The sequence below is a fragment of the Streptomyces sp. NPDC093598 genome, assembly GCF_044764825.1.
Classification (GTDB): domain Bacteria; phylum Actinomycetota; class Actinomycetes; order Streptomycetales; family Streptomycetaceae; genus Streptomyces.
Window position 1 is genome coordinate 156854 of record NZ_JBIWIV010000009.1, and the last position, 21625, is coordinate 178478.

Sequence of the window (21625 nt, forward strand, 5' to 3'; positions counted from 1 at the left end):
GAGGATCGGAGATGGCGGACCGGGCCGCGCACCCGGTCACGCCATCGCCGTACGCGACGAGGCGCGTACGCAGGGCAGTACCAGAGCGCGAGCACTGAGGAGCACCGTTGAGCAGGTTGCGCTGGCTGACCGCGGGGGAGTCCCACGGTCCCGCACTCGTGGCGACGCTGGAGGGCCTTCCCGCCGGCGTGCCGATCACCACGGACATGGTGGCGGACCATCTCGCGAGGCGGCGCCTGGGCTATGGGCGCGGTGCCCGGATGAAGTTCGAACGGGACGAGGTCACCTTCCTCGGGGGTGTCCGGCACGGCCTCACCCTCGGCTCGCCGGTCGCGATCATGGTGGGCAACACCGAGTGGCCGAAGTGGGAACAGGTCATGGCCGCCGACCCGGTCGACCCGGAGATCCTCGACGGGCTCGCCCGCAACGCCCCGCTGACCCGCCCGCGGCCCGGCCACGCCGACCTCGCCGGCATGCAGAAGTACGGCTTCGACGAGGCCCGGCCGATCCTGGAGCGCGCCTCCGCGCGTGAGACGGCCGCTCGCGTCGCGCTGGGCGCGGTGGCCCGGTCGTACCTCAAGGAGACGACCGGCGTCGAGATCGTCAGCCACGTCGTGGAGCTGGCCGCCGCGAAGGCGCCGCGGGGTGTCTACCCGACCCCGGCCGACGTCGAGAAGCTGGACGCGGACCCCGTGCGCTGCCTGGACGCGGACGCCTCGAAGGCGATGGTCGCCGAGATCGACCAGGCCCACAAGGACGGTGACACCCTCGGCGGCGTCGTGGAGATCCTGGCCTACGGCGTGCCGGTCGGCCTGGGTTCGCATGTGCACTGGGACCGCAAGCTGGACGCCCGGCTCGCCGGTGCGCTCATGGGCATCCAGGCCATCAAGGGCGTCGAGGTCGGCGACGGCTTCGAGCTCGCGCGGGTGCCCGGCTCCAAGGCGCACGACGAGATCGTGAAGACCGACGACGGCATCCGGCGCACCACCGGCCGCTCCGGCGGCACCGAGGGCGGCCTGACCACCGGTGAGCTGCTGCGGGTCCGCGCCGCGATGAAGCCGATCGCGACCGTGCCGCGCGCCCTGCAGACCGTGGACGTCACCACCGGAGAGGCCGCGCAGGCCCACCACCAGCGTTCCGACGTGTCCGCGGTCCCGGCCGCCGGCATCGTCGCCGAGGCCATGGTGGCGCTGGTGCTGGCGGACGCGGTGGCGGAGAAGTTCGGCGGCGACTCGGTGGCCGAGACCCGCCGCAACGTCACCTCGTACCTCGACAACCTCGCCATCCGATGAACGGCCCCCTGGTCGTCCTGGTCGGCCCGATGGGCGTGGGCAAGTCCACCGTCGGGCAACTGCTGGCCGAACGGCTCGGCGTCTCCTACCGGGACACCGACGACGACATCGTCGCCGAGCAGGGCAGGACCATCGCCGAGATCTTCGTCGACGAGGGCGAGTCCGCCTTCCGGGCGATCGAGAAGCAGGCGGTGCGCCGGGCGCTCGCCGAGCACGACGGAATCCTGGCCCTGGGCGGCGGCGCGATCCTCGACGCCGACACGCGTGCCCTGCTCGCCGGGCAGCGGGTGGCGTACCTGTCCATGGACGTCGAGGAGGCGGTCAAGCGCACCGGCCTCAACGCGGCCCGGCCCCTGCTCGCGGTCAACCCGCGCAAGCAGTGGCGCGAGCTGATGGAGGCCCGTCGCCACCTGTACGAGGAGGTGGCCACAGCCGTGGTCGCCACCGACGGACGTACCTCCGAAGAGGTCACCGAAGCCGCCCTGGACGCACTGGAGTTGAAGGAAGCATGAGCGAGGCAGTGACGCGGATCCAGGTCGGTGGCACGGCGGGCACCGAGCCGTACGAGGTCCTGGTGGGCCGGCAACTGCTCGGCGAACTGGCCGGGTTGATCGGCGACAGGGCCAAGCGGGTCGCGATCCTCCACCCCGAGGCGCTGGCCGAGACCGGAGACGCGCTGCGCGCCGACCTGGCCGGGCAGGGCTACGAGGCGGTCGCCATCCAGGTGCCCAACGCGGAGGAGGCCAAGACCGCCGAGGTCGCCGCCTACTGCTGGAAGGCGCTGGGCCAGTCCGGGTTCACGCGCACGGACGTCATCGTCGGCGTCGGCGGCGGCGCGACCACGGACCTCGCCGGGTTCGTGGCCGCCACCTGGCTGCGCGGGGTCCGCTGGATCGCCGTCCCGACGACCGTGCTCGCCATGGTCGACGCGGCCGTCGGCGGCAAGACCGGCATCAACACCGCCGAGGGCAAGAACCTCGTCGGTGCCTTCCACCCGCCCGCCGGCGTCCTCTGCGACCTGGCCGCGCTGGACTCCCTGCCGGTCAACGACTACGTCTCCGGGCTCGCCGAGGTCATCAAGGCCGGCTTCATCGCCGACCCGGTGATCCTGGACCTCATCGAGTCCGACCCGGAGGCCGCCCGCACCCCGGCCGGCCCGCACACCGCCGAGCTCATCGAGCGCTCCATCCGGGTCAAGGCCGACGTCGTGTCGTCGGACCTGAAGGAGTCGGGCCTGCGCGAGATCCTCAACTACGGCCACACGCTCGGCCACGCCATCGAGAAGAACGAGCGCTACAAGTGGCGCCACGGCGCGGCGGTCTCGGTCGGTATGCACTTCGCCGCCGAACTGGGCCGCCTGGCGGGCCGGCTGGACGACGCGACGGCCGACCGCCACCGCACGATCCTCGAAGCGGTCGGACTGCCCCTGTACTACCGGCACGACCAGTGGCCCAAGCTGCTGGAGACCATGAAGGTCGACAAGAAGTCCCGCGGCGACCTGCTGCGCTTCATCGTCCTCGATGGTCTGGCCAAGCCCACCGTCCTCGAGGGACCCGACCCGGCCGTGCTGCTCGCCGCGTACGGCGAAGTGGGCCAGTAAGTCCTCCGGCGCGCCTTCCGCCCGAAATCACCTTACGGGGACGGGCACTTCGGGCCACCCCCGGCCGTTCACACATCGACGACCGGGGGCGGTACCGTTCGGACGGGGGTCCACCCACGCCCTTTAGGGTGTGGGGAAAGCGGGTTCCGCCCCCGCTGTCAGCGCCCATCGCCTGTACGAGACGGAGTGGCACCGGATGCAGCACGCAGTGGGTTCTCCGCTGCCACCGCCCCATCAGCCGGGGCACGGACCGGCCACCGGCTGGTCGCCGGCCGCACAACACCCGGTTCCGCCGAACGCGGGCGCGCACCAGGGCTCCGTGCCCGGGCCCCCGCCGCCCCCGGCACCGGGATACCCGGCGCCCCCGCCCGGACCGGCCGCGGCCCCGCCCCCGGCTTCCGGCCCGCCGGCGCCGGAGACCACCGGCCATGTGCCGCTGCCGCCCGGCGGCCCGGTCGCCATGCCGATGGCCCCGCCCGCCGCGGCGACTCCCGACCCCGCCGGTACGACGCTCGCGGTGCTGCTCATCGGCCCCGCGGGTGCGGGCAAGACCAGCGTCGCCAAACACTGGGCGGACCATCGCCGGGTCCCCACGGCCCACATCAGCCTCGACGACGTACGCGAGTGGGTGCGCTCCGGCTTCGCCGACCCCCAGTCCGGGTGGAACGACAACTCCGAGGCCCAGTACCGCCTGGCCCGCCGCACCTGCGGCTTCGCCGCACGGAACTTCCTGGCCAACGGCATCTCGTGCATCCTCGACGACGCGGTCTTCCCCGACCGTCCGGTCGTCGGCCTCGGCGGCTGGAAGCGCCACGTGGGCCCCGGCCTGCTGCCGGTCGTCCTCCTTCCCGGCCTGGACATCGTCCTGGAACGCAACGCGGAGCGCTCGGGGAACCGGCGGCTGTCCGACGAGGAGGTCGCCCGCATCCACGGCCGCATGGCGGGGTGGTACGGGTCCGGCTTGCCGATCATCGACAACTCGCAGCTGGACGTACCGGAGACGGCGCGCGTCCTGGACGACGTGCTGGCCAGGTCGATCGCCAGTCCGCCGCAGTGGTAGCCGCCCCGTAGGAGCGGGGGAGCTTCGCCACCGACCCGCACCGGCTCCCGGACGACGCACACCCGGCTGCCCCACTCGGCCTCTCCCGAACGGCGCCGAACCCGCGAAGCTCATACGCTCGGGTCATGTCAGAGGTGTACGCGGCCCGCCGGACGCGTCTGAGGGAATACTGCAACGCGGGCGGCAGCGCGGCGGCGCTGGTCTCCCGCCCCGCCAACGTGCGCTATCTCGCGGGCGCCGCCCCGCACGGCGCCGTTCTCCTGCTGGGCAGGACCGAGGAACAGGACCTCCTGGTGTGTGCCGGCCCGACCGCTGACCGCCCCGCACAGGAGCGCCCCGACGAGGCCCTGCGCGTGCAGACCCTGCCCGGAGTCGGCGGCGCAGACCCGGCCGTCGCTGCCGCAGGCCTCGCCGCCGGCCAGGGCGCCGACTGTCTCGCCGTCGAGGAGCACCACCTCACCGTGGCCCGGCACCGCGCCCTCGGCTCGGTCGCCCCCCGGCTGCGCCTGGCGGGCCTCGGCAGCGCCGTCGAGCAGCTCAGGGTCGTCAAGGACGAGGAGGAGATCTCCTGCCTGCGCATCGGCGCCGAGATCGTCGACCAGGCCCTCGGCGAACTGCTGGAGTCGATCCTCGTCGGCCGGACCGAGCGCCACCTCGCGCTCGAACTCGAAAGACGTCTCGTCGACCACGGGGCGGACGGGCCGGCCTTCCCCACGTCCGTCGCCACCGGCCCCCACGCCGGCCGTCCCGGCCACCGGCCCACCGATCGCCGCGTCGAAGAGGGCGACTTCCTCTCCGTCTGCCTCGGCGCGACGTACCGCGGATACCGCTGCGAGATCGGCCGCACCTTCGTGATCGGCACCGCTCCCGCGGACTGGCAGGTCGAGTTGTACGACCTGGTCTTCGCCGCCCAGCGGGCCGGGCGTGAGAGCCTCGTACCGGGCACCGCCTGCCGGGACGTCGACCGCGCCGCCCGCCAGGTTCTGGACTCCGCGGGGTACACGGAGGGCCTCACGGTCCTGACCGGACACGGCGTCGGGCTCGAAATCGACGAGGACCCTCAATTGAGTCCCGCGGCCATGGGTAAACTGGACGCTTGCGTGCCGGTCACGGTCGAACCGGGGGTCCACCTCCCGGGCCGGGGCGGTGTCCGGATCGATGACACGCTCGTCGTCCGCCCCGAGGCGGACGGCGGACCCGAGCTACTCACCATCACGACCAAGGAGCTGCTCGCCCTGTAGGTAGGCAGGTGCGTGCACCGGGGTCGTACGTCAGTCCAGGAGATTCCGCAACCGTGGCTTCCACGAACGACCTCAAGAACGGCATGGTGCTCAAGCTCGAAGGCGGCCAGCTCTGGTCCGTCGTCGAGTTCCAGCACGTCAAGCCCGGCAAGGGCCCGGCCTTCGTGCGCACCAAGCTCAAGAACGTGCTCTCCGGCAAGGTCGTCGACAAGACCTTCAACGCCGGCGTCAAGGTCGAAACGGCCACCGTCGACAAGCGCGACATGCAGTTCTCCTACATGGACGGCGAGTACTTCGTCTTCATGGACATGGAGACCTACGACCAGCTGCACGTCGACCGCAAGGCCGTCGGCGACGCCGCGAACTTCCTGATCGAGGGCTTCACCGCCACCGTCGCGCAGCACGAGGGCGAGGTGCTCTTCGTCGAGCTGCCCGCGGCCGTCGAGCTCGTCATCCAGGAGACCGAGCCGGGCGTCCAGGGCGACCGCTCCACCGGCGGCACCAAGCCCGCCATCCTGGAGACCGGCCACCAGATCAACGTGCCGCTCTTCATCACCACCGGTGAGAAGATCAAGGTCGACACCCGCACCAGCGACTACCTCGGCCGGGTGAACAGCTAACCGTGGCTGCCCGCAACACGGCCCGTAAGCGCGCCTTCCAGATCCTCTTCGAGGGGGACCAGCGCGGCGCCGAGGTGCTGACCGTCCTCGCGGACTGGGTCCGGCTCTCCCGGGCGGACACCCGGCAGCCGCCGGTCAGCGAGTACACGATGGAGCTGGTCGAGGGCTACGCAAAGCACGCGAAGCGTATCGACGAGCTGATCGCGCAGTACTCCGTCGGCTGGACGCTCGACCGGATGCCCGTCGTCGACCGCAACATCCTGCGGCTCGGGGCCTACGAGCTGATCTGGGTCGACGCGACCCCGGACGCCGTCGTCCTCGACGAGATGGTGCAGCTGGCGAAGGAGTTCTCCACGGACGAGTCGCCCTCGTTCGTGAACGGCCTGCTCGGCCGGCTCAAGGACCTCAAGCCCTCGCTCCGCCGCGACGAGGTCTGAGAAGACAGACCACATGCCGGAGGGCCCGCAGCGTCACCGCTGCGGGCCCTCCGGCTTTTTCGTCGGGGTCAGGCTCGTCTCCTGCGCGGGCGAGCTCCCTCAGGCCCGCACAACGCCGCCGGGGTGGCCGAGAACCATACGGTTCCGGCCACCCCGGCGGCACGTTTCTGCTGGACCCGCGGAGCGGTCAGGCCTCCTCGTGGGAGGCCACGGCGCGGCGCGCGTCCGCGTCCAGGACACCCCAGCTGATCAGCTGCTCCGTGAGGACGGAGGGGGACTGGTCGTAGATGACGGCAAGGGTGCGCAGGTCGTCCTGGCGGATCGACAGCACCTTGCCGTTGTAGTCACCGCGCTGCGACTGGATCGTGGCCGCGTAGCGCTGAAGGGGGCCTGCCTTCTCGGCCGGCACCGTGGCCAGCCGCTCCAGGTCCAGGACCAGCTTCGGCGGCGGCTCGGCGGCGCCGCCCGGGGTCGTGCCCGGAAGCAGCTCCTGCACCGGAACGCCGTAGAAATCCGCCAGCTCGGCAAGGCGCTGTACGGTCACGGCACGGTCGCCGCGCTCGTACGAACCGACCACGACCGCCTTCCAGCGTCCCTGGGACTTCTCCTCGACACCGTGGAGGGAAAGGCCCTGCTGGGTGCGGATCGCCCGGAGCTTGGCCCCGAGCTGTTTGGCGTATTCGCTGGACATATAGCTCCCCGGCACTGTGTCGACGCGTCTGGCGTGGGTGCCAGGCCGCGCGGCTGGTAACTCACTGTGAGGTTACGCAGCGTTACTCTGCTGCGTCAAGCCGAATGGTCCGCACCGACTCTTCCGTGGTATCGGCGTTCCGTTAGGCCGGATGGGTGATCCGAGGGGGCCATCGGAGCGACCGCGGGGACCTGCTACCGTGTATGGCGCAATCCCGACGTCCTTTAAGGTCCGTCCCGTGAGGCGGAGAAGGAGGTCCGTTTCATATGGACACGCACGACTCGCAGTCCGATGCCCGGCCCGTTCTCGAAGGGCCCGACATCGCGCGGGTACTGACCCGCATCGCCCACGAGATCGTCGAACGCGCCAAGGGCGCCGACGACGTGGTGCTCCTCGGCATTCCCACCCGGGGCGTCTTCCTCGCCCGGCGGATCGCCGACAAGCTCGAGCAGATCACCGAGCGCAAGGTTCCGTGCGGCTCGCTCGACATCACCATGTACCGCGACGACCTGCGCATGCACCCGCCGCGTGCGCTGGCCCGCACCGAGATCCCCGGTGACGGCCTCGACGGCAAGCTCGTCGTCCTCGTCGACGACGTGCTCTTCTCCGGCCGCACCATCCGCGCCGCCCTCGACGCCCTGAACGACATCGGGCGCCCGCGCGCGGTGCAGCTCGCCGTCCTCGTCGACCGCGGACACCGCGAACTGCCCATCCGCGCCGACTACGTCGGCAAGAACCTCCCCACGTCGCTGCGGGAGACGGTCAAGGTCCAGCTCGCCGAGGAGGACGGTCGCGACACCGTGCTGCTCGGTGCCAAGCCGACCCCTCAGTAGCGCTCCAGGCGTACGCCGCCGTCGTACGCCCGCTCAGTGCGCCTCGCGCGCCCGTCTGCCCCAAATCTCCCGAATGAACTGCCTTACGGAGCCTGACAGATGCAGCGTCATCTCATCTCGGCCGCCGACCTCACCCGCGACGACGCCGTCCTGATCCTCGACACCGCCGAGGAGATGGCCCGGGTCGCCGACCGGCCGATCAAGAAGCTGCCGACCCTGCGCGGCCGCACGATCGTCAACCTCTTCTTCGAGGACTCCACCCGGACCCGGATCTCCTTCGAGGCCGCCGAGAAGCGGCTGTCCGCGGACGTCATCAACTTCTCCGCCAAGGGCTCCAGCGTCTCCAAGGGCGAGTCCCTGAAGGACACCGCCCAGACCCTGGAGGCCATGGGCGTCGACGCCGTCGTCATCCGGCACGGCGCCTCCGGAGCCCCGTACCGCCTGGCGAACTCCGGCTGGATCGACGCGGCCGTCGTGAACGCCGGCGACGGCACCCACCAGCACCCCACCCAGGCCCTGCTGGACGCCTTCACCATGCGCCGCCGTCTGGTCGGCCCGGACGCCGGACTCGGCCGGGACCTCGAAGGCAAGCGCATCACCATCGTCGGCGACGTCCTGCACAGCCGGGTCGCCCGCTCCAACGTCGACCTGCTGAACACCCTCGGCGCCCAGGTCACCCTCGTCGCGCCGCCCACGCTGGTGCCGGTCGGTGTCGAGAACTGGCCCTGCGAGGTGTCGTACGACCTCGACAGCACGCTGCCCAAATCCGACGCGGTGATGATGCTGCGCGTCCAGCGCGAGCGGATGAACGCCGCGTTCTTCCCGACCGAGCGCGAGTACTCCCGGCGCTACGGCCTCGACGGCGACCGCATGGCGCGCATGCCCGAGCACGCCGTCGTGATGCACCCCGGCCCGATGGTCCGCGGCATGGAGATCACCGCCGAGGTCGCCGACTCCGACCGCTGCACCGTCGTCGAGCAGGTCGCGAACGGAGTGTCCATCCGGATGGCCGTGCTGTACCTGCTGCTGGGCGGCAACGAACCCGCCGGCACCCACAAGACCCGTACCGAGGAGAAGTAGACCGATGAGCAAGATCCTGATCCGTGGTGCGAAGGTGCTGGGCGGCGAGCCGCAGGACGTGCTGATCGACGGTGGGACCATCGCCGAGGTGGGTGCCGGCCTGAGCACCGAGGGCGCGGAGGTCGTCGAGGCCGAGGGCAAGGTGCTGCTGCCGGGCCTGGTCGACCTGCACACCCATCTGCGCGAGCCCGGCCGCGAGGACTCCGAGACCGTCCTCACCGGCACGCGCGCCGCCGCCTCCGGCGGCTACACCACCGTCTTCGCCATGGCCAACACCTTCCCCGTCGCCGACACCGCCGGTGTCGTCGAGCAGGTCTGGCGGCTCGGCAAGGAGCACGGCTACTGCGACGTCCAGCCGATCGGCGCCGTCACCGTCGGCCTGGAGGGCAGGAAGCTCGCCGAGCTGGGCGCCATGCACGAGTCGGCCGCCGGCGTCACCGTCTTCTCCGACGACGGCAAGTGCGTCCACGACGCCGTGATCATGCGCAGGGCCCTGGAGTATGTGAAGGCCTTCGGCGGTGTCGTCGCGCAGCACGCGCAGGAGCCGCGGCTGACCGAGGGCGCCGAGATGAACGAGGGCGTAGTCTCCGCCGAGCTGGGCCTCGGGGGCTGGCCCGCGGTGGCCGAAGAATCGATCATCGCCCGGGATGTCCTGCTCGCCGACCACGTCGGCTCCCGCGTGCACATCTGCCACCTGTCGACCGCCGGTTCCGTCGAGATCGTCCGCTGGGCCAAGTCCCGCGGCATCCAGGTGACCGCCGAGGTCACCCCGCACCACCTGCTCCTCACCGACGAACTGGTCCGCACGTACAACCCCGTCTACAAGGTCAACCCGCCGCTGCGCACCGAGCGCGACGTCATGGCGCTGCGCGAGGCGCTCGCCGACGGCACGATCGACATCGTCGCCACCGACCACGCCCCGCACCCGCACGAGGACAAGGACTGCGAGTGGGCCGCGGCCGCCATGGGCATGGTCGGCCTGGAGACCGCGCTGTCGGTGGTGCAGGAGACCATGGTCGACACGGGCCTGCTGGACTGGGCCGGCGTCGCCGACCGGATGTCCGTCAAGCCCGCGCAGATCGGACAGGCCACGGGCCACGGCCGTCCCGTCTCGGCAGGTGAGCCCGCCAACCTCACCCTGGTCGACACGGCATACCGTGGGCTCGTGGAACCCGCGGGCTTCGCCTCGCGCAGCCGCAACACCCCCTACGAGGGACGTGAGCTGCCGGGCCGTGTGACGCACACGTGGCTGCGGGGCAAGGCCACGCTCGTCGACGGGAAGCTCACGTGACACCTGTACTCCTGCTGGCCGCCGAGAAGGAATCGGCGCAAGTGACCGACTGGGCCGCCCGCATCGGCTGGGTCGTCGGCCTCGCCCTGTTCGTCGCGCTCGTCTACTGGCTGATGCGCGAGGGCTGGAAGTGGCGCGGCACCCTCCAGGGCGACCTGCCCGAGTTGCCCACCACCCCGGACGACCCGGGGCCGGTGCGCCTGACCATGAGCGGCCGCTACCACGGCTCCACCACCGCAGGTCAGTGGCTCGACCGCATCGTGGCCCAGGGCCTGGGTGCCCGCAGCCGCGCCGAGCTCACCCTCACGGACGCCGGACTGGACGTCGTACGCCCCGGGGCGAGCGACTTCTTCGTCCCGGCCGCACAGCTCCGCGAGGCCCGGCTCGACAAGGGCATCGCCGGCAAGGTGCTCACCGAGGGCGGCCTGCTCGTCGTCACCTGGGAGCACGGCGACCGGCTGATCGACTCCGGGTTCCGGTCCGACCACGCGGCCGAGCACAACGAGTGGGTCGAAGCACTCAACGCCATGATCGAAACGAACACCGAAACGAACACCAGGGAAGGCGCCGAACGATGACCACCTCCACCAGGGGAGCCGCCAAAACTCCCGCCGTACTCGTCCTGGAGGACGGCCGGATCTTCCGCGGCCGTGCTTACGGGGCCGTGGGGGAGACCTTCGGCGAAGCGGTGTTCTCCACCGGCATGACCGGCTACCAGGAGACCCTGACCGACCCCTCGTACCACCGCCAGGTCGTGGTGATGACCGCCCCGCACGTCGGCAACACCGGTGTGAACGACGAGGACATGGAGTCCAGGAAGATCTGGGTCTCCGGGTACGTCGTGCGCGACCCCGCGCGCGTGCCGTCCAGCTGGCGCTCCCGGCGCACGCTGGACGAGGAGCTGGACGCCCAGGGCGTCGTCGGCATCAGCGGCATCGACACCCGCGCCCTCACCCGCCACCTGCGCGAGCGCGGCGCGATGCGCGTCGGCATCTTCAGCGGCGACGCCGTCCGGGACGACGCCGCGCTGCTGGCCCGCGTCCAGGAGGCCCCGCAGATGAAGGGCGCGAACCTCTCCGCCGAGGTCGCCACCACCGAGCCGTACGTCGTCCCGGCCCTCGGTGAGAAGAAGTTCACCGTCGCCGCCGTCGACCTCGGCATCAAGGGCATGACCCCGCACCGCATGGCCGAGCGCGGCATCGAGGTGCACGTGCTCCCGGCGACCGCGACCGTCGACGACGTGTACGCGGTGAACCCGGACGGCGTGTTCTTCTCCAACGGCCCGGGCGACCCGGCCACCGCCGACCACCCCGTCTCCGTGATGCGGGGCGTCCTGGAGCGCGGCACGCCGCTGTTCGGCATCTGCTTCGGCAACCAGATCCTCGGCCGCGCGCTCGGCTTCGGCACCTACAAGCTGAAGTACGGCCACCGCGGCATCAACCAGCCGGTGCAGGACCGTACGACCGGCAAGGTCGAGGTCACCGCGCACAACCACGGCTTCGCCGTCGACGCCCCGCTCGACCAGGTCTCCGAGACCCCGTTCGGCCGCGCCGAGGTGTCCCACGTCTGCCTGAACGACAACGTGGTGGAGGGGCTCCAGCTCCTCGACCGCCCCGCCTTCAGTGTCCAGTACCACCCCGAAGCGGCAGCCGGCCCGCACGACGCCGCCTACCTGTTCGACCGCTTCGTTTCCCTGATGGAGGGCCAGCGTGCCTAAGCGCACCGATATCCAGTCCGTCCTGGTCATCGGCTCCGGCCCGATCGTCATCGGCCAGGCCGCCGAGTTCGACTACTCCGGCACCCAGGCGTGCCGCGTCCTGAAGGCCGAGGGCCTCAGGGTCGTCCTGGTGAACTCCAACCCGGCGACGATCATGACCGACCCGGAGATCGCCGACGCCACCTACGTCGAGCCGATCACCCCCGAGTTCGTCGAGAAGATCATCGCCAAGGAGCGCCCCGACGCGCTGCTGCCCACCCTGGGCGGTCAGACGGCCCTCAACACCGCGATCTCGCTGCACGAGGCGGGCACGCTGGAGAAGTACGGCGTCGAGCTGATCGGCGCCAACGTCGAGGCCATCAACAAGGGCGAGGACCGCGACCTCTTCAAGGAGGTCGTCGAGGCCGTACGGCAGAAGATCGGCCACGGCGAGTCCGCCCGCTCGGTGATCTGCCACTCCATGGAGGACGTCCTCGCCGGCGTCGAGACGCTCGGCGGCTACCCGGTCGTCGTGCGCCCCTCCTTCACCATGGGCGGCGCCGGCTCCGGCTTCGCGCACGACGAGGAGGAGCTGCGCCGCATCGCCGGGCAGGGCCTCACGCTCTCCCCGACCACCGAGGTGCTCCTGGAGGAGTCCATCCTCGGCTGGAAGGAGTACGAGCTGGAGCTGATGCGCGACAAGCACGACAACGTCGTGGTCGTCTGCTCCATCGAGAACTTCGACCCCATGGGCGTGCACACCGGCGACTCGATCACGGTCGCGCCCGCGATGACGCTCACCGACCGCGAGTACCAGACCCTGCGCGATGTCGGCATCGCCGTCATCCGCGAGGTCGGCGTCGACACCGGCGGCTGCAACATCCAGTTCGCCGTGAACCCCGAAGACGGCCGCGTCATCGTCATCGAGATGAACCCGCGCGTGTCCCGCTCCTCGGCGCTCGCCTCCAAGGCGACCGGCTTCCCGATCGCCAAGATCGCCGCCAAGCTGGCCGTCGGCTACACGCTGGACGAGATCCCGAACGACATCACGCAGGAGACCCCGGCCTCCTTCGAGCCGACGCTCGACTACGTCGTCGTGAAGGCCCCGCGGTTCGCCTTCGAGAAGTTCCCGAGCGCGGACGCCACCCTCACCACCACCATGAAGTCCGTCGGCGAGGCCATGGCCATCGGCCGCAACTTCACCGAGGCGTTCCAGAAGGCGCTGCGCTCGCTGGAGAAGAAGGGCAGCCAGTTCACCTTCGTCGGCGACCCGGGCGACAAGACGCAGCTCCTGGAGCAGGCCGTCCGCCCCACCGACGGCCGCATCAACACCGTCATGCAGGCCATCCGCGCGGGAGCCACGCCCCAGGAGGTCTTCGACTACACGAAGATCGACCCCTGGTTCGTCGACCAGCTCTTCCTGATCAAGGAGATCGCGGACGAGCTGGCCGAGGCACCCGAGCTCACCACCGACCTGCTCGCCGAAGCCAAGCGGCACGGCTTCTCCGACCAGCAGATCGGCGAGATCCGCGGCCTGCGCGAGGACGTCGTCCGCGAGGTCCGGCACGCGCTGGGCGTCCGCCCCGTCTACAAGACGGTCGACACCTGCGCCGCCGAGTTCGCCGCGAAGACGCCGTACTTCTACTCCTCCTACGACGAGGAGACGGAGGTCGCCGCCCGCGAGAAGCCGGCCGTCATCATCCTGGGCTCCGGCCCGAACCGCATCGGCCAGGGCATCGAGTTCGACTACTCCTGCGTCCACGCCTCGTTCGCGCTGAGCGACGCGGGCTACGAGACCGTGATGGTCAACTGCAACCCGGAGACCGTCTCCACGGACTACGACACCTCCGACCGTCTGTACTTCGAGCCGCTGACGCTCGAGGACGTGCTGGAGATCGTGCACGCCGAGCAGCAGGCCGGACCGATCGCGGGCGTCGTCGTCCAGCTCGGCGGCCAGACCCCGCTGGGCCTGTCGCAGGCGCTGAAGGACAACGGCGTGCCGATCGTCGGCACCTCCCCGGAGGCCATCCACGCCGCCGAGGACCGCGGCGCCTTCGGCCGGGTCCTCGCCGACGCAGGCCTGCCGGCCCCGAAGCACGGCACCGCCACCACCTTCTCCGAGGCCAAGGCCATCGCCGACGAGATCGGCTACCCGGTCCTGGTGCGTCCGTCGTACGTCCTGGGCGGGCGCGGCATGGAGATCGTCTACGACGAGACCCGGCTGGAGTCCTACATCGCCGAGTCGACCGAGATCAGCCCCTCGCGGCCGGTCCTGGTCGACCGGTTCCTCGACGACGCGATCGAGATCGACGTGGACGCCCTGTACGACGGCGAGGAGCTGTACCTCGGTGGCGTCATGGAGCACATCGAGGAGGCCGGCATCCACTCCGGCGACTCGGCGTGCGCCCTGCCCCCGATCACGCTCGGCGGCTTCGACATCAAGCGCCTGCGCGCCTCCACCGAGGGCATCGCCAAGGGTGTCGGCGTGCGCGGCCTGATCAACATCCAGTTCGCGCTCGCGGGCGACATCCTCTACGTCCTGGAGGCCAACCCGCGCGCCTCGCGCACCGTCCCCTTCACCTCGAAGGCGACCGCGGTGCCGCTGGCCAAGGCCGCCGCCCGCATCTCGCTCGGCGCCACCATCGCCGAGCTGCGCGCCGAGGGCCTGCTCCCGGCGAACGGCGACGGCGGCGAGCTGCCGCTGGACGCGCCGATCTCCGTCAAGGAGGCCGTCATGCCGTGGTCGCGCTTCCGCGACATCCACGGCCGCGGCGTCGACACGGTCCTCGGCCCGGAGATGCGCTCCACCGGCGAGGTCATGGGCATCGACTCCGTCTTCGGCACGGCGTACGCCAAGTCGCAGGCGGGTGCCTACGGCCCGCTGCCCACCAAGGGCCGCGCGTTCATCTCGGTCGCCAACCGCGACAAGCGCTCGATGATCTTCCCGGCCCGCGAGCTGGTCGCCCACGGCTTCGAGCTGCTCGCCACCTCCGGCACGGCGGAGGTCCTCAAGCGCAACGGCATCAACGCCACCGTCGTGCGCAAGCAGTCCGAGGGCACCGGCCCGAACGGCGAGAAGACCATCGTCCAGCTCATCCACGACGGCGAGGTCGACCTCATCGTCAACACCCCGTACGGCACGGGCGGCCGCCTCGACGGCTACGACATCCGTACGGCGGCCGTGGCACGCTCCGTGCCCTGCCTGACGACGGTCCAGGCCCTCGCGGCGGCGGTCCAGGGCATCGACGCCCTCAACCGCGGCGACGTGAGCGTCCGATCGCTCCAGGAACACGCGGAACACCTGACCGCGGCCCGCGACTAGCAGCCCCGAGGGGGACACCGGAAACGGTGTCCCCCTCTTCGTGAGGACGCCATGTCTTCGTGAGGACACCATGTACAAGATCTTCTTCCGTCTCGTCTTCAAACGGCTGGACCCGGAGCAGGCCCACCACCTGGCCTTCCGCTGGATCCGCCTCGCCGCCCGCGTGCCCGTGCTGCGCACCTTCCTCGCCGCCGCGCTCGCGCCCCGGTACAAGGAGCTGCGCACCGAGGCCCTCGGCCTGCGCATGCACGGCCCCTTCGGGCTCGCCGCGGGCTTCGACAAGAACGCCGTCGGCATCGACGGCATGGCCATGCTCGGCTTCGACCACGTCGAGATCGGCACGGTGACCGGCGAACCGCAGCCCGGCAACCCCAAGCAGCGGCTGTTCCGCCTGGTCGAGGACCGGGCGCTGATCAACCGCATGGGCTTCAACAACGACGGCTCGCTGCGCGTCGCGGCCCGCCTCGCCTCCCGTACGCCCGTCTTCAAGCCGGTCGTCGGCGTCAACATCGGCAAGACCAAGGTCGTACCGGAGGAGGAGGCCGTCGCGGACTACGTGAAGTCCGCCGAGCGGCTCGCGCCGTACGCCGACTACCTGGTCGTCAACGTCTCCTCCCCGAACACGCCCGGCCTGCGCAACCTCCAGGCCACGGAGGCGCTCCGTCCTCTGCTCAGCGCCGTCCGCGAGGCCGCCGACCGCACGGTGTCCGCGCGGCGCGTCCCGCTCCTGGTCAAGATCGCTCCGGACCTCGCAGACGAGGACGTCGACGCCGTCGCCGACCTCGCCGTCGAACTCGGTCTGGACGGCATCATCGCCACGAACACCACCATCGCGCGCGACGGTCTCGGCCTGAAGGCCGACCCTTCCCGGGTCAAGGAGACCGGCGGCCTGTCCGGGGCGCCCCTGAGGGAACGCTCCCTGGAGGTCCTGCGCCGCCTCTACGCGCGCGTGGGCGACCGGATCACCCTGGTGGGCGTCGGCGGCATCGAGAACGCCGAGGACGCCTGGCAGCGCATCCTGGCGGGTGCCACGCTGGTCCAGGGCTACAGCGCCTTCATCTACGAGGGGCCCTTCTGGGGCCGCGCGATCCACAAGGGGCTCGCCGCTCGCCTGGCCACGAGCCCCTACGCCACGCTCGCCGACGCGGTGGGCGCCGACGTGAGGAAGACGGCATGAGTGGTCTCGAACCCTTCGGCGCCCGCCTGCGCCGGGCCATGGACGAGCGCGGCCCGCTGTGCGTCGGCATCGACCCGCACGCCTCCCTGCTCGCCGAGTGGGGCCTGAACGACGACGTCGCGGGCCTGGAGCGGTTCAGCCGCACGGTCGTCGAGGCCGTCGCCGACCGGGTCGCCGTGCTCAAGCCGCAGAGCGCGTTCTTCGAGCGCTTCGGCTCGCGCGGGCTCGCCGTCCTGGAGAGCTCGGTGGCCGAGGCGCGGGCGGCCGGCGCGCTGGTCGTGATGGACGCCAAGCGCGGCGACATCGGCTCCACCATGGCCGCCTACGCCGAGTCCTTCCTGCACAAGGACGCCCCGCTGTTCTCCGACGCCCTGACCGTCTCGCCGTACCTCGGCTACGGATCGCTCAGCCCGGCCGTCGCGCTGGCCAGGGAGAGCGGGGCGGGCCTGTTCGTGCTGGCGCTGACCTCCAACCCGGAGGGCGGCGAGGTCCAGCACGCCGTGCGGTCCGACGGCCGGAACGTCGGAGCGACCATGCTCGCGCACCTCGCCGCCGAGAACGCCGGGGAGCGGCCCCTCGGGTCCTTCGGCGCGGTCGTCGGCGCCACCCTCGGTGATCTGTCGAGGTACGACCTGGACATCAACGGCCCGCTCCTCGCGCCCGGCATCGGCGCCCAGGGGGCCACGCCGGCCGATCTTCCCGGGGTCTTCGGCGCGGCGGTGCGCAACGTCGTGCCGAACGTCAGCCGGGGAGTGCTACGCCACGGTCCCGACGCGGTCGCTCTGCGTGACGCCGCGGAACGCTTCGCGGAGGAGATCCGTCACATCCTGACGGCCTCGTGAGGCGGTCCAGACCTGACCGCGAGACCTCCGATGAGTGGTCCGGGGCCCGCTTGAGTCTGAATACATCCTCAAATCCGGGGCAGTATGTCCTAAATGTCCGTTCAGATGAAGGCTGACCAGGACTTTTCCGCTGTTCTCGCTGACTCTGGCGGACTTGCCCGCTAGTCTCCGACGAGAGTGAACGGGCAAGCGTGTTGCTCGTAGCTCCCCAGGTGTGGGGCGACTAGGTTCCTCACCGGTCCGTATCCGACAGTTCGACATCCGAGGTGACGTAGGCGTGGCTCTTCCGCCCCTTACCCCTGAACAGCGCGCAGCCGCGCTCGAAAAGGCCGCCGCGGCTCGCCGGGAGCGGGCCGAGGTCAAGAATCGACTCAAGCACTCCGGCGCCTCCCTTCACGAGGTCATCAAGCAGGGCCAGGAGAACGACGTCATCGGCAAGATGAAGGTCTCCGCCCTCCTCGAGTCGCTGCCCGGCGTGGGCAAGGTCCGCGCCAAGCAGATCATGGAGCGACTCGGCATCTCCGAGAGCCGCCGCGTGCGGGGTCTCGGTTCCAACCAGATCGCCTCCCTGGAGCGCGAGTTCGGCAGCACCGGCTCCTGAACCGGGCGCTCCGGGGAAGCGAGTCCCGGGCACTCCGCGATTGCTGGATAATCGCTGCATGGCTGCAACACCCCGGGGGACGTCCCCCGTACCCCCGGACGTACGTCCGCGGCTGACCGTGCTCTCCGGCCCCTCCGGGGTCGGCAAGAGCACGGTCGTCGCTCATATGCGCAAGGAACACCCCGAGGTCTGGCTCTCGGTGTCGGCGACGACCCGCAAGCCCCGCCCCGGCGAGCAGCACGGAGTCCACTACTTCTTCGTCTCCGACGACGAGATGGACAAGCTGATCGCCAACGGGGAGCTGCTGGAGTGGGCCGAGTTCGCCGGCAACCGCTACGGCACGCCGCGTGCGGCCGTGCAGGAGCGCCTGGAGAACGGCGAGCCCGTCCTCCTGGAGATCGACCTGCAGGGCGCCCGCCTGGTCCGCGAGTCGATGCCCGAGGCCCAGCTGGTGTTCCTGGCTCCTCCCTCCTGGGAGGAGCTCGTGCGCCGACTCACCGGGCGGGGCACCGAACCGCCCGAGGTGATCGAGCGCCGGCTCGAAGCGGCGAAGATCGAACTCGCGGCCGAGCCGGAGTTCGACACCACCCTGGTCAACACCTCCGTCGAGGACGTGGCGCGCGAGCTGCTAGCCTTGACGAGCGTCGTGTGACCATCGCCGATCGTTCCGGTCGGCTGATCACCCCGACAGATTCTTTCCCATCCATCGGAAGGTAGAGCGTGTCCTCTTCCATCTCCGCGCCCGAGGGCATCATCAACCCGCCGATCGACGAGCTCCTCGAGGCCACCGACTCGAAGTACAGCCTCGTGATCTACGCGGCCAAGCGTGCCCGCCAGATCAACGCGTACTACTCGCAGCTCGGCGAGGGTCTCCTCGAGTACGTCGGTCCCCTCGTCGACACCCACGTCCACGAGAAGCCGCTCTCGATCGCCCTCCGCGAGATCAACGCGGGGCTCCTGACGTCCGAGGCCGTCGAGGGCCCGGCGCAGTAAGTAGGATTTACAGCTTGACGCTGACTTTTCCACAGGCCCGGCAGGCCGACTGCCGGGCCTGTGGTGTGTCATGGAGTCGTACGGTGTGCCGGTTGCCGAGGTCGTGCCGGTTGCCGCGGTCCGGGGAGAGACGGGGAGAGACGTGGACAAGCCGAAGGTCGTTCTGGGGGTCAGCGGGGGCATCGCCGCGTACAAGGCCTGTGAGCTGCTGCGGCGGCTGACGGAGTCGGGCCACGACGTGCGCGTGGTGCCCACCGCCTCCGCGCTGCACTTCGTCGGCGCCGCCACCTGGTCCGCGCTCTCCGGCCACCCGGTTTCCACCGAGGTGTGGGACGACGTGCACGAGGTCCCGCACGTCCGCATCGGGCAGCACGCGGACCTGGTCGTCGTCGCCCCGGCCACCGCCGACATGCTCGCCAAGGCGGCCCACGGCCTCGCCGACGACCTCCTCACCAACACGCTGCTCACCGCCCGCTGCCCGGTCGTCTTCGCCCCCGCCATGCACACGGAGATGTGGGAGCACCCGGCCACCCAGGAGAACGTGGCGACGCTGCGCCGCCGCGGCGCCCTCGTCATCGAGCCGGCCGTGGGCCGCCTCACCGGCGTCGACACCGGCAAGGGCCGGCTGCCCGACCCGGGCGAGATCTTCGAGGTCTGCCGCCGCGTCCTGGCCCGGGGCGTCACCGAGCCCGACCTAGAGGGCCGGCATGTCGTCGTGAGCGCCGGTGGCACCCGCGAGCCCCTGGACCCCGTCCGGTTCCTCGGCAACCGCTCCTCCGGCAAGCAGGGCTACGCCCTCGCCCGCACCGCCGCCGCCCGAGGCGCCCGTGTCACGCTGATCGCGGCCAACAGCACCCTGCCCGCGCCGGCGGGCGTGGACGTCGTCGGCGTCGGCACCGCCGTGCAGCTGCGCGAGGCGGTGCTGCGGGCCGCCGGGGACGCCGACGCGGTGGTGATGGCCGCCGCGGTGGCGGACTTCCGCCCGGCGGCGTACGCGGCGGGGAAGATCAAGAAGAAGGACGGCCAGGAGCCGGAGCCGATCACCCTGGTGCGGAATCCGGACATTCTCGCGGAGATCTCCGCGGACCGGGCCCGCGCCGGACAGGTGATCGTCGGCTTCGCCGCGGAGACGGACGACGTCCTCGCCAACGGCCGCGCCAAGCTCAAGCGCAAGGGCTGCGATCTGCTCGTGGTGAACGAGGTGGGGGAGCGCAAGACCTTCGGTTCCGAGGAGAACGAGGCGGTCGTGCTCGGTGCCGACGGCAGTGAGACCGCAGTGGCGCACGGGCCCAAGGAGGCCCTGGCCGACACCGTGTGGGACCTGGTGGCCGAACGCCTCGGCTGACTGCTCCGTCCCCGCACGTCCGCTCGAAACCGGGTCGTCGGGGCGTGGCGCCTCTGGCCAATGCCGCTCGGGATTGGGCAGAATGCCCGTGCCGCAGGTCACAGCACTCCCGAGTGGCGAGACAGGGGGACCGTGGCCGAAGCGTGACCCGTAAACTGTTCCACGGACGGCGCCGGGTGCAGCCCCCGCCGTCCGCCAATGATCAGCCAGCAGCCGCTGCAACCTCAGGGAGCGTTGTGTCCCGTCGCCTTTTCACCTCGGAGTCCGTGACCGAGGGTCACCCCGACAAGATCGCTGACCAGATCAGCGACACCATTCTCGACGCGCTCCTGCGCGAGGACCCGTCCTCCCGGGTCGCCGTCGAGACCTTGATCACGACCGGCCTGGTGCACGTGGCCGGGGAGGTCACGACCAAGACGTACGCGGACATCGCGACGCTGGTCCGGAACAAGATCCTCGAAATCGGCTACGACTCCAGCAAGAAGGGCTTCGACGGCGCCTCCTGCGGCGTGTCGGTGTCGATCGGCGCGCAGTCCCCGGACATCGCCCAGGGCGTGGACACGGCGTACGAGACCCGCGTCGAGGGCGACGACGACGAGCTCGACAAGCAGGGCGCGGGCGACCAGGGCCTGATGTTCGGCTACGCGACGGACGAGACGCCGACGCTGATGCCGCTGCCGATCTTCCTGGCCCACCGCCTGTCGAAGCGCCTGTCCGACGTGCGCAAGAACGGCACGATCCCCTACCTGCGCCCGGACGGCAAGACGCAGGTCACCATCGAGTACGACGGCGACAAGGCGGTCCGTCTGGACACCGTCGTCGTCTCCTCCCAGCACGCCTCCGACATCGACCTGGACTCGCTCCTGGCTCCCGACATCAAGGAGTTCGTCGTCGAGCCGGAGCTGAAGGCGCTCCTGGACGAGGGCATCAAGCTCGACACGGAGAACTACCGTCTCCTGGTCAACCCCACCGGCCGCTTCGAGATCGGCGGCCCGATGGGTGACGCCGGCCTGACCGGCCGCAAGATCATCATCGACACCTACGGCGGCATGGCCCGCCACGGCGGCGGCGCCTTCTCCGGCAAGGACCCGTCCAAGGTCGACCGCTCCGCGGCGTACGCGATGCGCTGGGTCGCGAAGAACGTGGTCGCCGCGGGCCTCGCCACCCGCTGCGAGGTCCAGGTCGCGTACGCGATCGGCAAGGCCGAGCCGGTCGGTCTGTTCGTCGAGACCTTCGGCACCGCCAAGATCGACACGGAGAGGATCGAGAAGGCGATCGACGACGTCTTCGACCTCCGCCCGGCCGCCATCATCCGCGACCTCGACCTGCTCCGCCCGATCTACTCCCAGACGGCGGCGTACGGCCACTTCGGCCGCGAGCTTCCCGAGTTCACCTGGGAGCGGACGGACCGCGTGGACGCGCTGCGCGAGGCCGCGGGGCTGTAAGTCCCGTCCCCCCGGGGCACTGCGTGAGGCCCGGCTCCCCTCGGGGGCCGGGCTTTGCC

General features: G+C 70.8%; 21 protein-coding genes. 20 read left to right on the forward strand and 1 reads right to left on the reverse strand.

Annotated elements, in window-relative coordinates:
* Nucleotides 1–107: 107 nt before the first annotated feature.
* From aroC to nusB, 7 genes are all read left to right on the forward strand, one after another.
* The gene (gene aroC, locus ACIRDU_RS25260; protein ID WP_403582974.1) at nucleotides 108–1292 is read left to right on the forward strand and encodes a chorismate synthase; all 1185 of its coding nucleotides are present in this window, start codon (nucleotides 108–110) and stop codon (nucleotides 1290–1292) included.
* Nucleotides 1289–1804: a shikimate kinase gene (locus ACIRDU_RS25265; protein WP_403582977.1), complete on the forward strand. Its 516-nt coding sequence runs from the start codon at nucleotides 1289–1291 to the stop codon at nucleotides 1802–1804. Before aroC ends, ACIRDU_RS25265 begins: the two co-directional genes overlap by 4 nt.
* A complete protein-coding gene (gene aroB, locus ACIRDU_RS25270) occupies nucleotides 1801–2892 on the forward strand; it encodes a 3-dehydroquinate synthase (protein ID WP_403582980.1) in 1092 nt (363 codons plus the stop codon). Before ACIRDU_RS25265 ends, aroB begins: the two co-directional genes overlap by 4 nt.
* A 196-nt stretch (nucleotides 2893–3088) precedes the next feature.
* On the forward strand, nucleotides 3089–3952 hold the full coding sequence (locus ACIRDU_RS25275; protein WP_403582982.1) for a Pro-rich N-terminal domain-containing protein: 864 nt from the start codon (nucleotides 3089–3091) through the stop codon (nucleotides 3950–3952).
* 125 nt (nucleotides 3953–4077) lie between these two features.
* Nucleotides 4078–5193, forward strand: a complete 1116-nt coding sequence (locus tag ACIRDU_RS25280; protein WP_403582984.1) for an aminopeptidase P family protein — start codon at nucleotides 4078–4080, stop codon at nucleotides 5191–5193.
* A 53-nt stretch (nucleotides 5194–5246) separates the two neighbouring features.
* Nucleotides 5247–5813, forward strand: coding sequence for an elongation factor P (gene efp, locus ACIRDU_RS25285; RefSeq protein ID WP_031138970.1), 567 nt, complete (start codon nucleotides 5247–5249; stop codon nucleotides 5811–5813).
* Nucleotides 5814–5815: 2 nt separating this feature from the next.
* Complete coding sequence (gene nusB / locus ACIRDU_RS25290) at nucleotides 5816–6250, forward strand: transcription antitermination factor NusB (protein ID WP_402367373.1); 435 nt, start codon at nucleotides 5816–5818, stop codon at nucleotides 6248–6250.
* A 187-nt stretch (nucleotides 6251–6437) separates the two neighbouring features.
* On the opposite strand, the gene bldD is transcribed toward nusB, so the two are convergent.
* A complete protein-coding gene (gene bldD, locus ACIRDU_RS25295) occupies nucleotides 6438–6941 on the reverse strand; it encodes a transcriptional regulator BldD (protein ID WP_018570201.1) in 504 nt (167 codons plus the stop codon).
* A gap of 266 nt (nucleotides 6942–7207) precedes the next feature.
* Between bldD and pyrR the strand changes: the two genes are divergently transcribed.
* The 13 genes from pyrR to metK all read left to right on the forward strand — a co-directional run bounded on the left by pyrR (nucleotide 7208) and on the right by metK (nucleotide 21566).
* Complete coding sequence (gene pyrR / locus ACIRDU_RS25300) at nucleotides 7208–7774, forward strand: bifunctional pyr operon transcriptional regulator/uracil phosphoribosyltransferase PyrR (RefSeq protein WP_403582989.1); 567 nt, start codon at nucleotides 7208–7210, stop codon at nucleotides 7772–7774.
* A gap of 99 nt (nucleotides 7775–7873) precedes the next feature.
* A complete protein-coding gene (locus ACIRDU_RS25305; protein ID WP_403582992.1) occupies nucleotides 7874–8854 on the forward strand; it encodes an aspartate carbamoyltransferase catalytic subunit in 981 nt (326 codons plus the stop codon).
* A 4-nt stretch (nucleotides 8855–8858) separates the two neighbouring features.
* Nucleotides 8859–10145 (forward strand): dihydroorotase, encoded by a 1287-nt coding sequence (locus ACIRDU_RS25310; RefSeq protein WP_403582994.1) that lies wholly within the window; start codon nucleotides 8859–8861, stop codon nucleotides 10143–10145.
* Nucleotides 10142–10723 carry a hypothetical protein gene (locus ACIRDU_RS25315; RefSeq protein WP_403582997.1) on the forward strand — a complete coding sequence of 194 codons (582 nt, stop codon included), beginning with the start codon at nucleotides 10142–10144 and terminating at the stop codon, nucleotides 10721–10723. The genes ACIRDU_RS25310 and ACIRDU_RS25315 overlap by 4 nt, the downstream gene beginning before the upstream one ends.
* Nucleotides 10720–11862, forward strand: coding sequence for a glutamine-hydrolyzing carbamoyl-phosphate synthase small subunit (gene carA / locus ACIRDU_RS25320; RefSeq protein WP_403583000.1), 1143 nt, complete (start codon nucleotides 10720–10722; stop codon nucleotides 11860–11862). The genes ACIRDU_RS25315 and carA overlap by 4 nt, the downstream gene beginning before the upstream one ends.
* Nucleotides 11855–15163 carry a carbamoyl-phosphate synthase large subunit gene (gene carB, locus ACIRDU_RS25325; RefSeq protein ID WP_403583003.1) on the forward strand — a complete coding sequence of 1103 codons (3309 nt, stop codon included), beginning with the start codon at nucleotides 11855–11857 and terminating at the stop codon, nucleotides 15161–15163. The genes carA and carB overlap by 8 nt, the downstream gene beginning before the upstream one ends.
* Nucleotides 15164–15233: 70 nt before the next feature.
* Nucleotides 15234–16340 (forward strand): quinone-dependent dihydroorotate dehydrogenase, encoded by a 1107-nt coding sequence (locus ACIRDU_RS25330; protein ID WP_403583005.1) that lies wholly within the window; start codon nucleotides 15234–15236, stop codon nucleotides 16338–16340.
* On the forward strand, nucleotides 16337–17182 hold the full coding sequence (gene pyrF, locus ACIRDU_RS25335) for an orotidine-5'-phosphate decarboxylase (protein WP_403583008.1): 846 nt from the start codon (nucleotides 16337–16339) through the stop codon (nucleotides 17180–17182). Before ACIRDU_RS25330 ends, pyrF begins: the two co-directional genes overlap by 4 nt.
* A gap of 277 nt (nucleotides 17183–17459) precedes the next feature.
* On the forward strand, nucleotides 17460–17783 hold the full coding sequence (locus ACIRDU_RS25340; RefSeq protein WP_003977346.1) for an integration host factor: 324 nt from the start codon (nucleotides 17460–17462) through the stop codon (nucleotides 17781–17783).
* Between the two features lie 58 nt (nucleotides 17784–17841).
* Nucleotides 17842–18435, forward strand: a complete 594-nt coding sequence (gene gmk / locus ACIRDU_RS25345; RefSeq protein ID WP_403583011.1) for a guanylate kinase — start codon at nucleotides 17842–17844, stop codon at nucleotides 18433–18435.
* A gap of 68 nt (nucleotides 18436–18503) precedes the next feature.
* Nucleotides 18504–18776, forward strand: a complete 273-nt coding sequence (rpoZ, locus tag ACIRDU_RS25350) for a DNA-directed RNA polymerase subunit omega (RefSeq protein WP_003988945.1) — start codon at nucleotides 18504–18506, stop codon at nucleotides 18774–18776.
* 142 nt (nucleotides 18777–18918) lie between these two features.
* The gene (gene coaBC / locus ACIRDU_RS25355) at nucleotides 18919–20121 is read left to right on the forward strand and encodes a bifunctional phosphopantothenoylcysteine decarboxylase/phosphopantothenate--cysteine ligase CoaBC (RefSeq protein WP_403583013.1); all 1203 of its coding nucleotides are present in this window, start codon (nucleotides 18919–18921) and stop codon (nucleotides 20119–20121) included.
* Between the two features lie 236 nt (nucleotides 20122–20357).
* Entirely contained in the window at nucleotides 20358–21566 is a 1209-nt protein-coding gene (gene metK / locus ACIRDU_RS25360) for a methionine adenosyltransferase (protein WP_403583015.1), read from the forward strand.
* Nucleotides 21567–21625: the final 59 nt, after the last annotated feature.

Bases quoted from the DNA above. Each gene is read 5' to 3' on its own strand.
- ACIRDU_RS25265 (WP_403582977.1), top strand. From the start codon at position 1,289: ATGAACGGCCCCCTGGTCGTCCTGGTCGGCCCGATGGGCGTGGGCAAG.
- aroB (WP_403582980.1), top strand. From the start codon at position 1,801: ATGAGCGAGGCAGTGACGCGGATCCAGGTCGGTGGCACGGCGGGCACC.
- ACIRDU_RS25275 (WP_403582982.1), top strand. From the start codon at position 3,089: ATGCAGCACGCAGTGGGTTCTCCGCTGCCACCGCCCCATCAGCCGGGG.
- ACIRDU_RS25280 (WP_403582984.1), top strand. From the start codon at position 4,078: ATGTCAGAGGTGTACGCGGCCCGCCGGACGCGTCTGAGGGAATACTGC.
- bldD (WP_018570201.1), bottom strand. From the start codon at position 6,941: ATGTCCAGCGAATACGCCAAACAGCTCGGGGCCAAGCTCCGGGCGATC.
- pyrR (WP_403582989.1), top strand. From the start codon at position 7,208: ATGGACACGCACGACTCGCAGTCCGATGCCCGGCCCGTTCTCGAAGGG.
- ACIRDU_RS25305 (WP_403582992.1), top strand. From the start codon at position 7,874: ATGCAGCGTCATCTCATCTCGGCCGCCGACCTCACCCGCGACGACGCC.
- ACIRDU_RS25310 (WP_403582994.1), top strand. From the start codon at position 8,859: ATGAGCAAGATCCTGATCCGTGGTGCGAAGGTGCTGGGCGGCGAGCCG.
- carA (WP_403583000.1), top strand. From the start codon at position 10,720: ATGACCACCTCCACCAGGGGAGCCGCCAAAACTCCCGCCGTACTCGTC.
- ACIRDU_RS25330 (WP_403583005.1), top strand. From the start codon at position 15,234: ATGTACAAGATCTTCTTCCGTCTCGTCTTCAAACGGCTGGACCCGGAG.
- pyrF (WP_403583008.1), top strand. From the start codon at position 16,337: ATGAGTGGTCTCGAACCCTTCGGCGCCCGCCTGCGCCGGGCCATGGAC.
- gmk (WP_403583011.1), top strand. From the start codon at position 17,842: ATGGCTGCAACACCCCGGGGGACGTCCCCCGTACCCCCGGACGTACGT.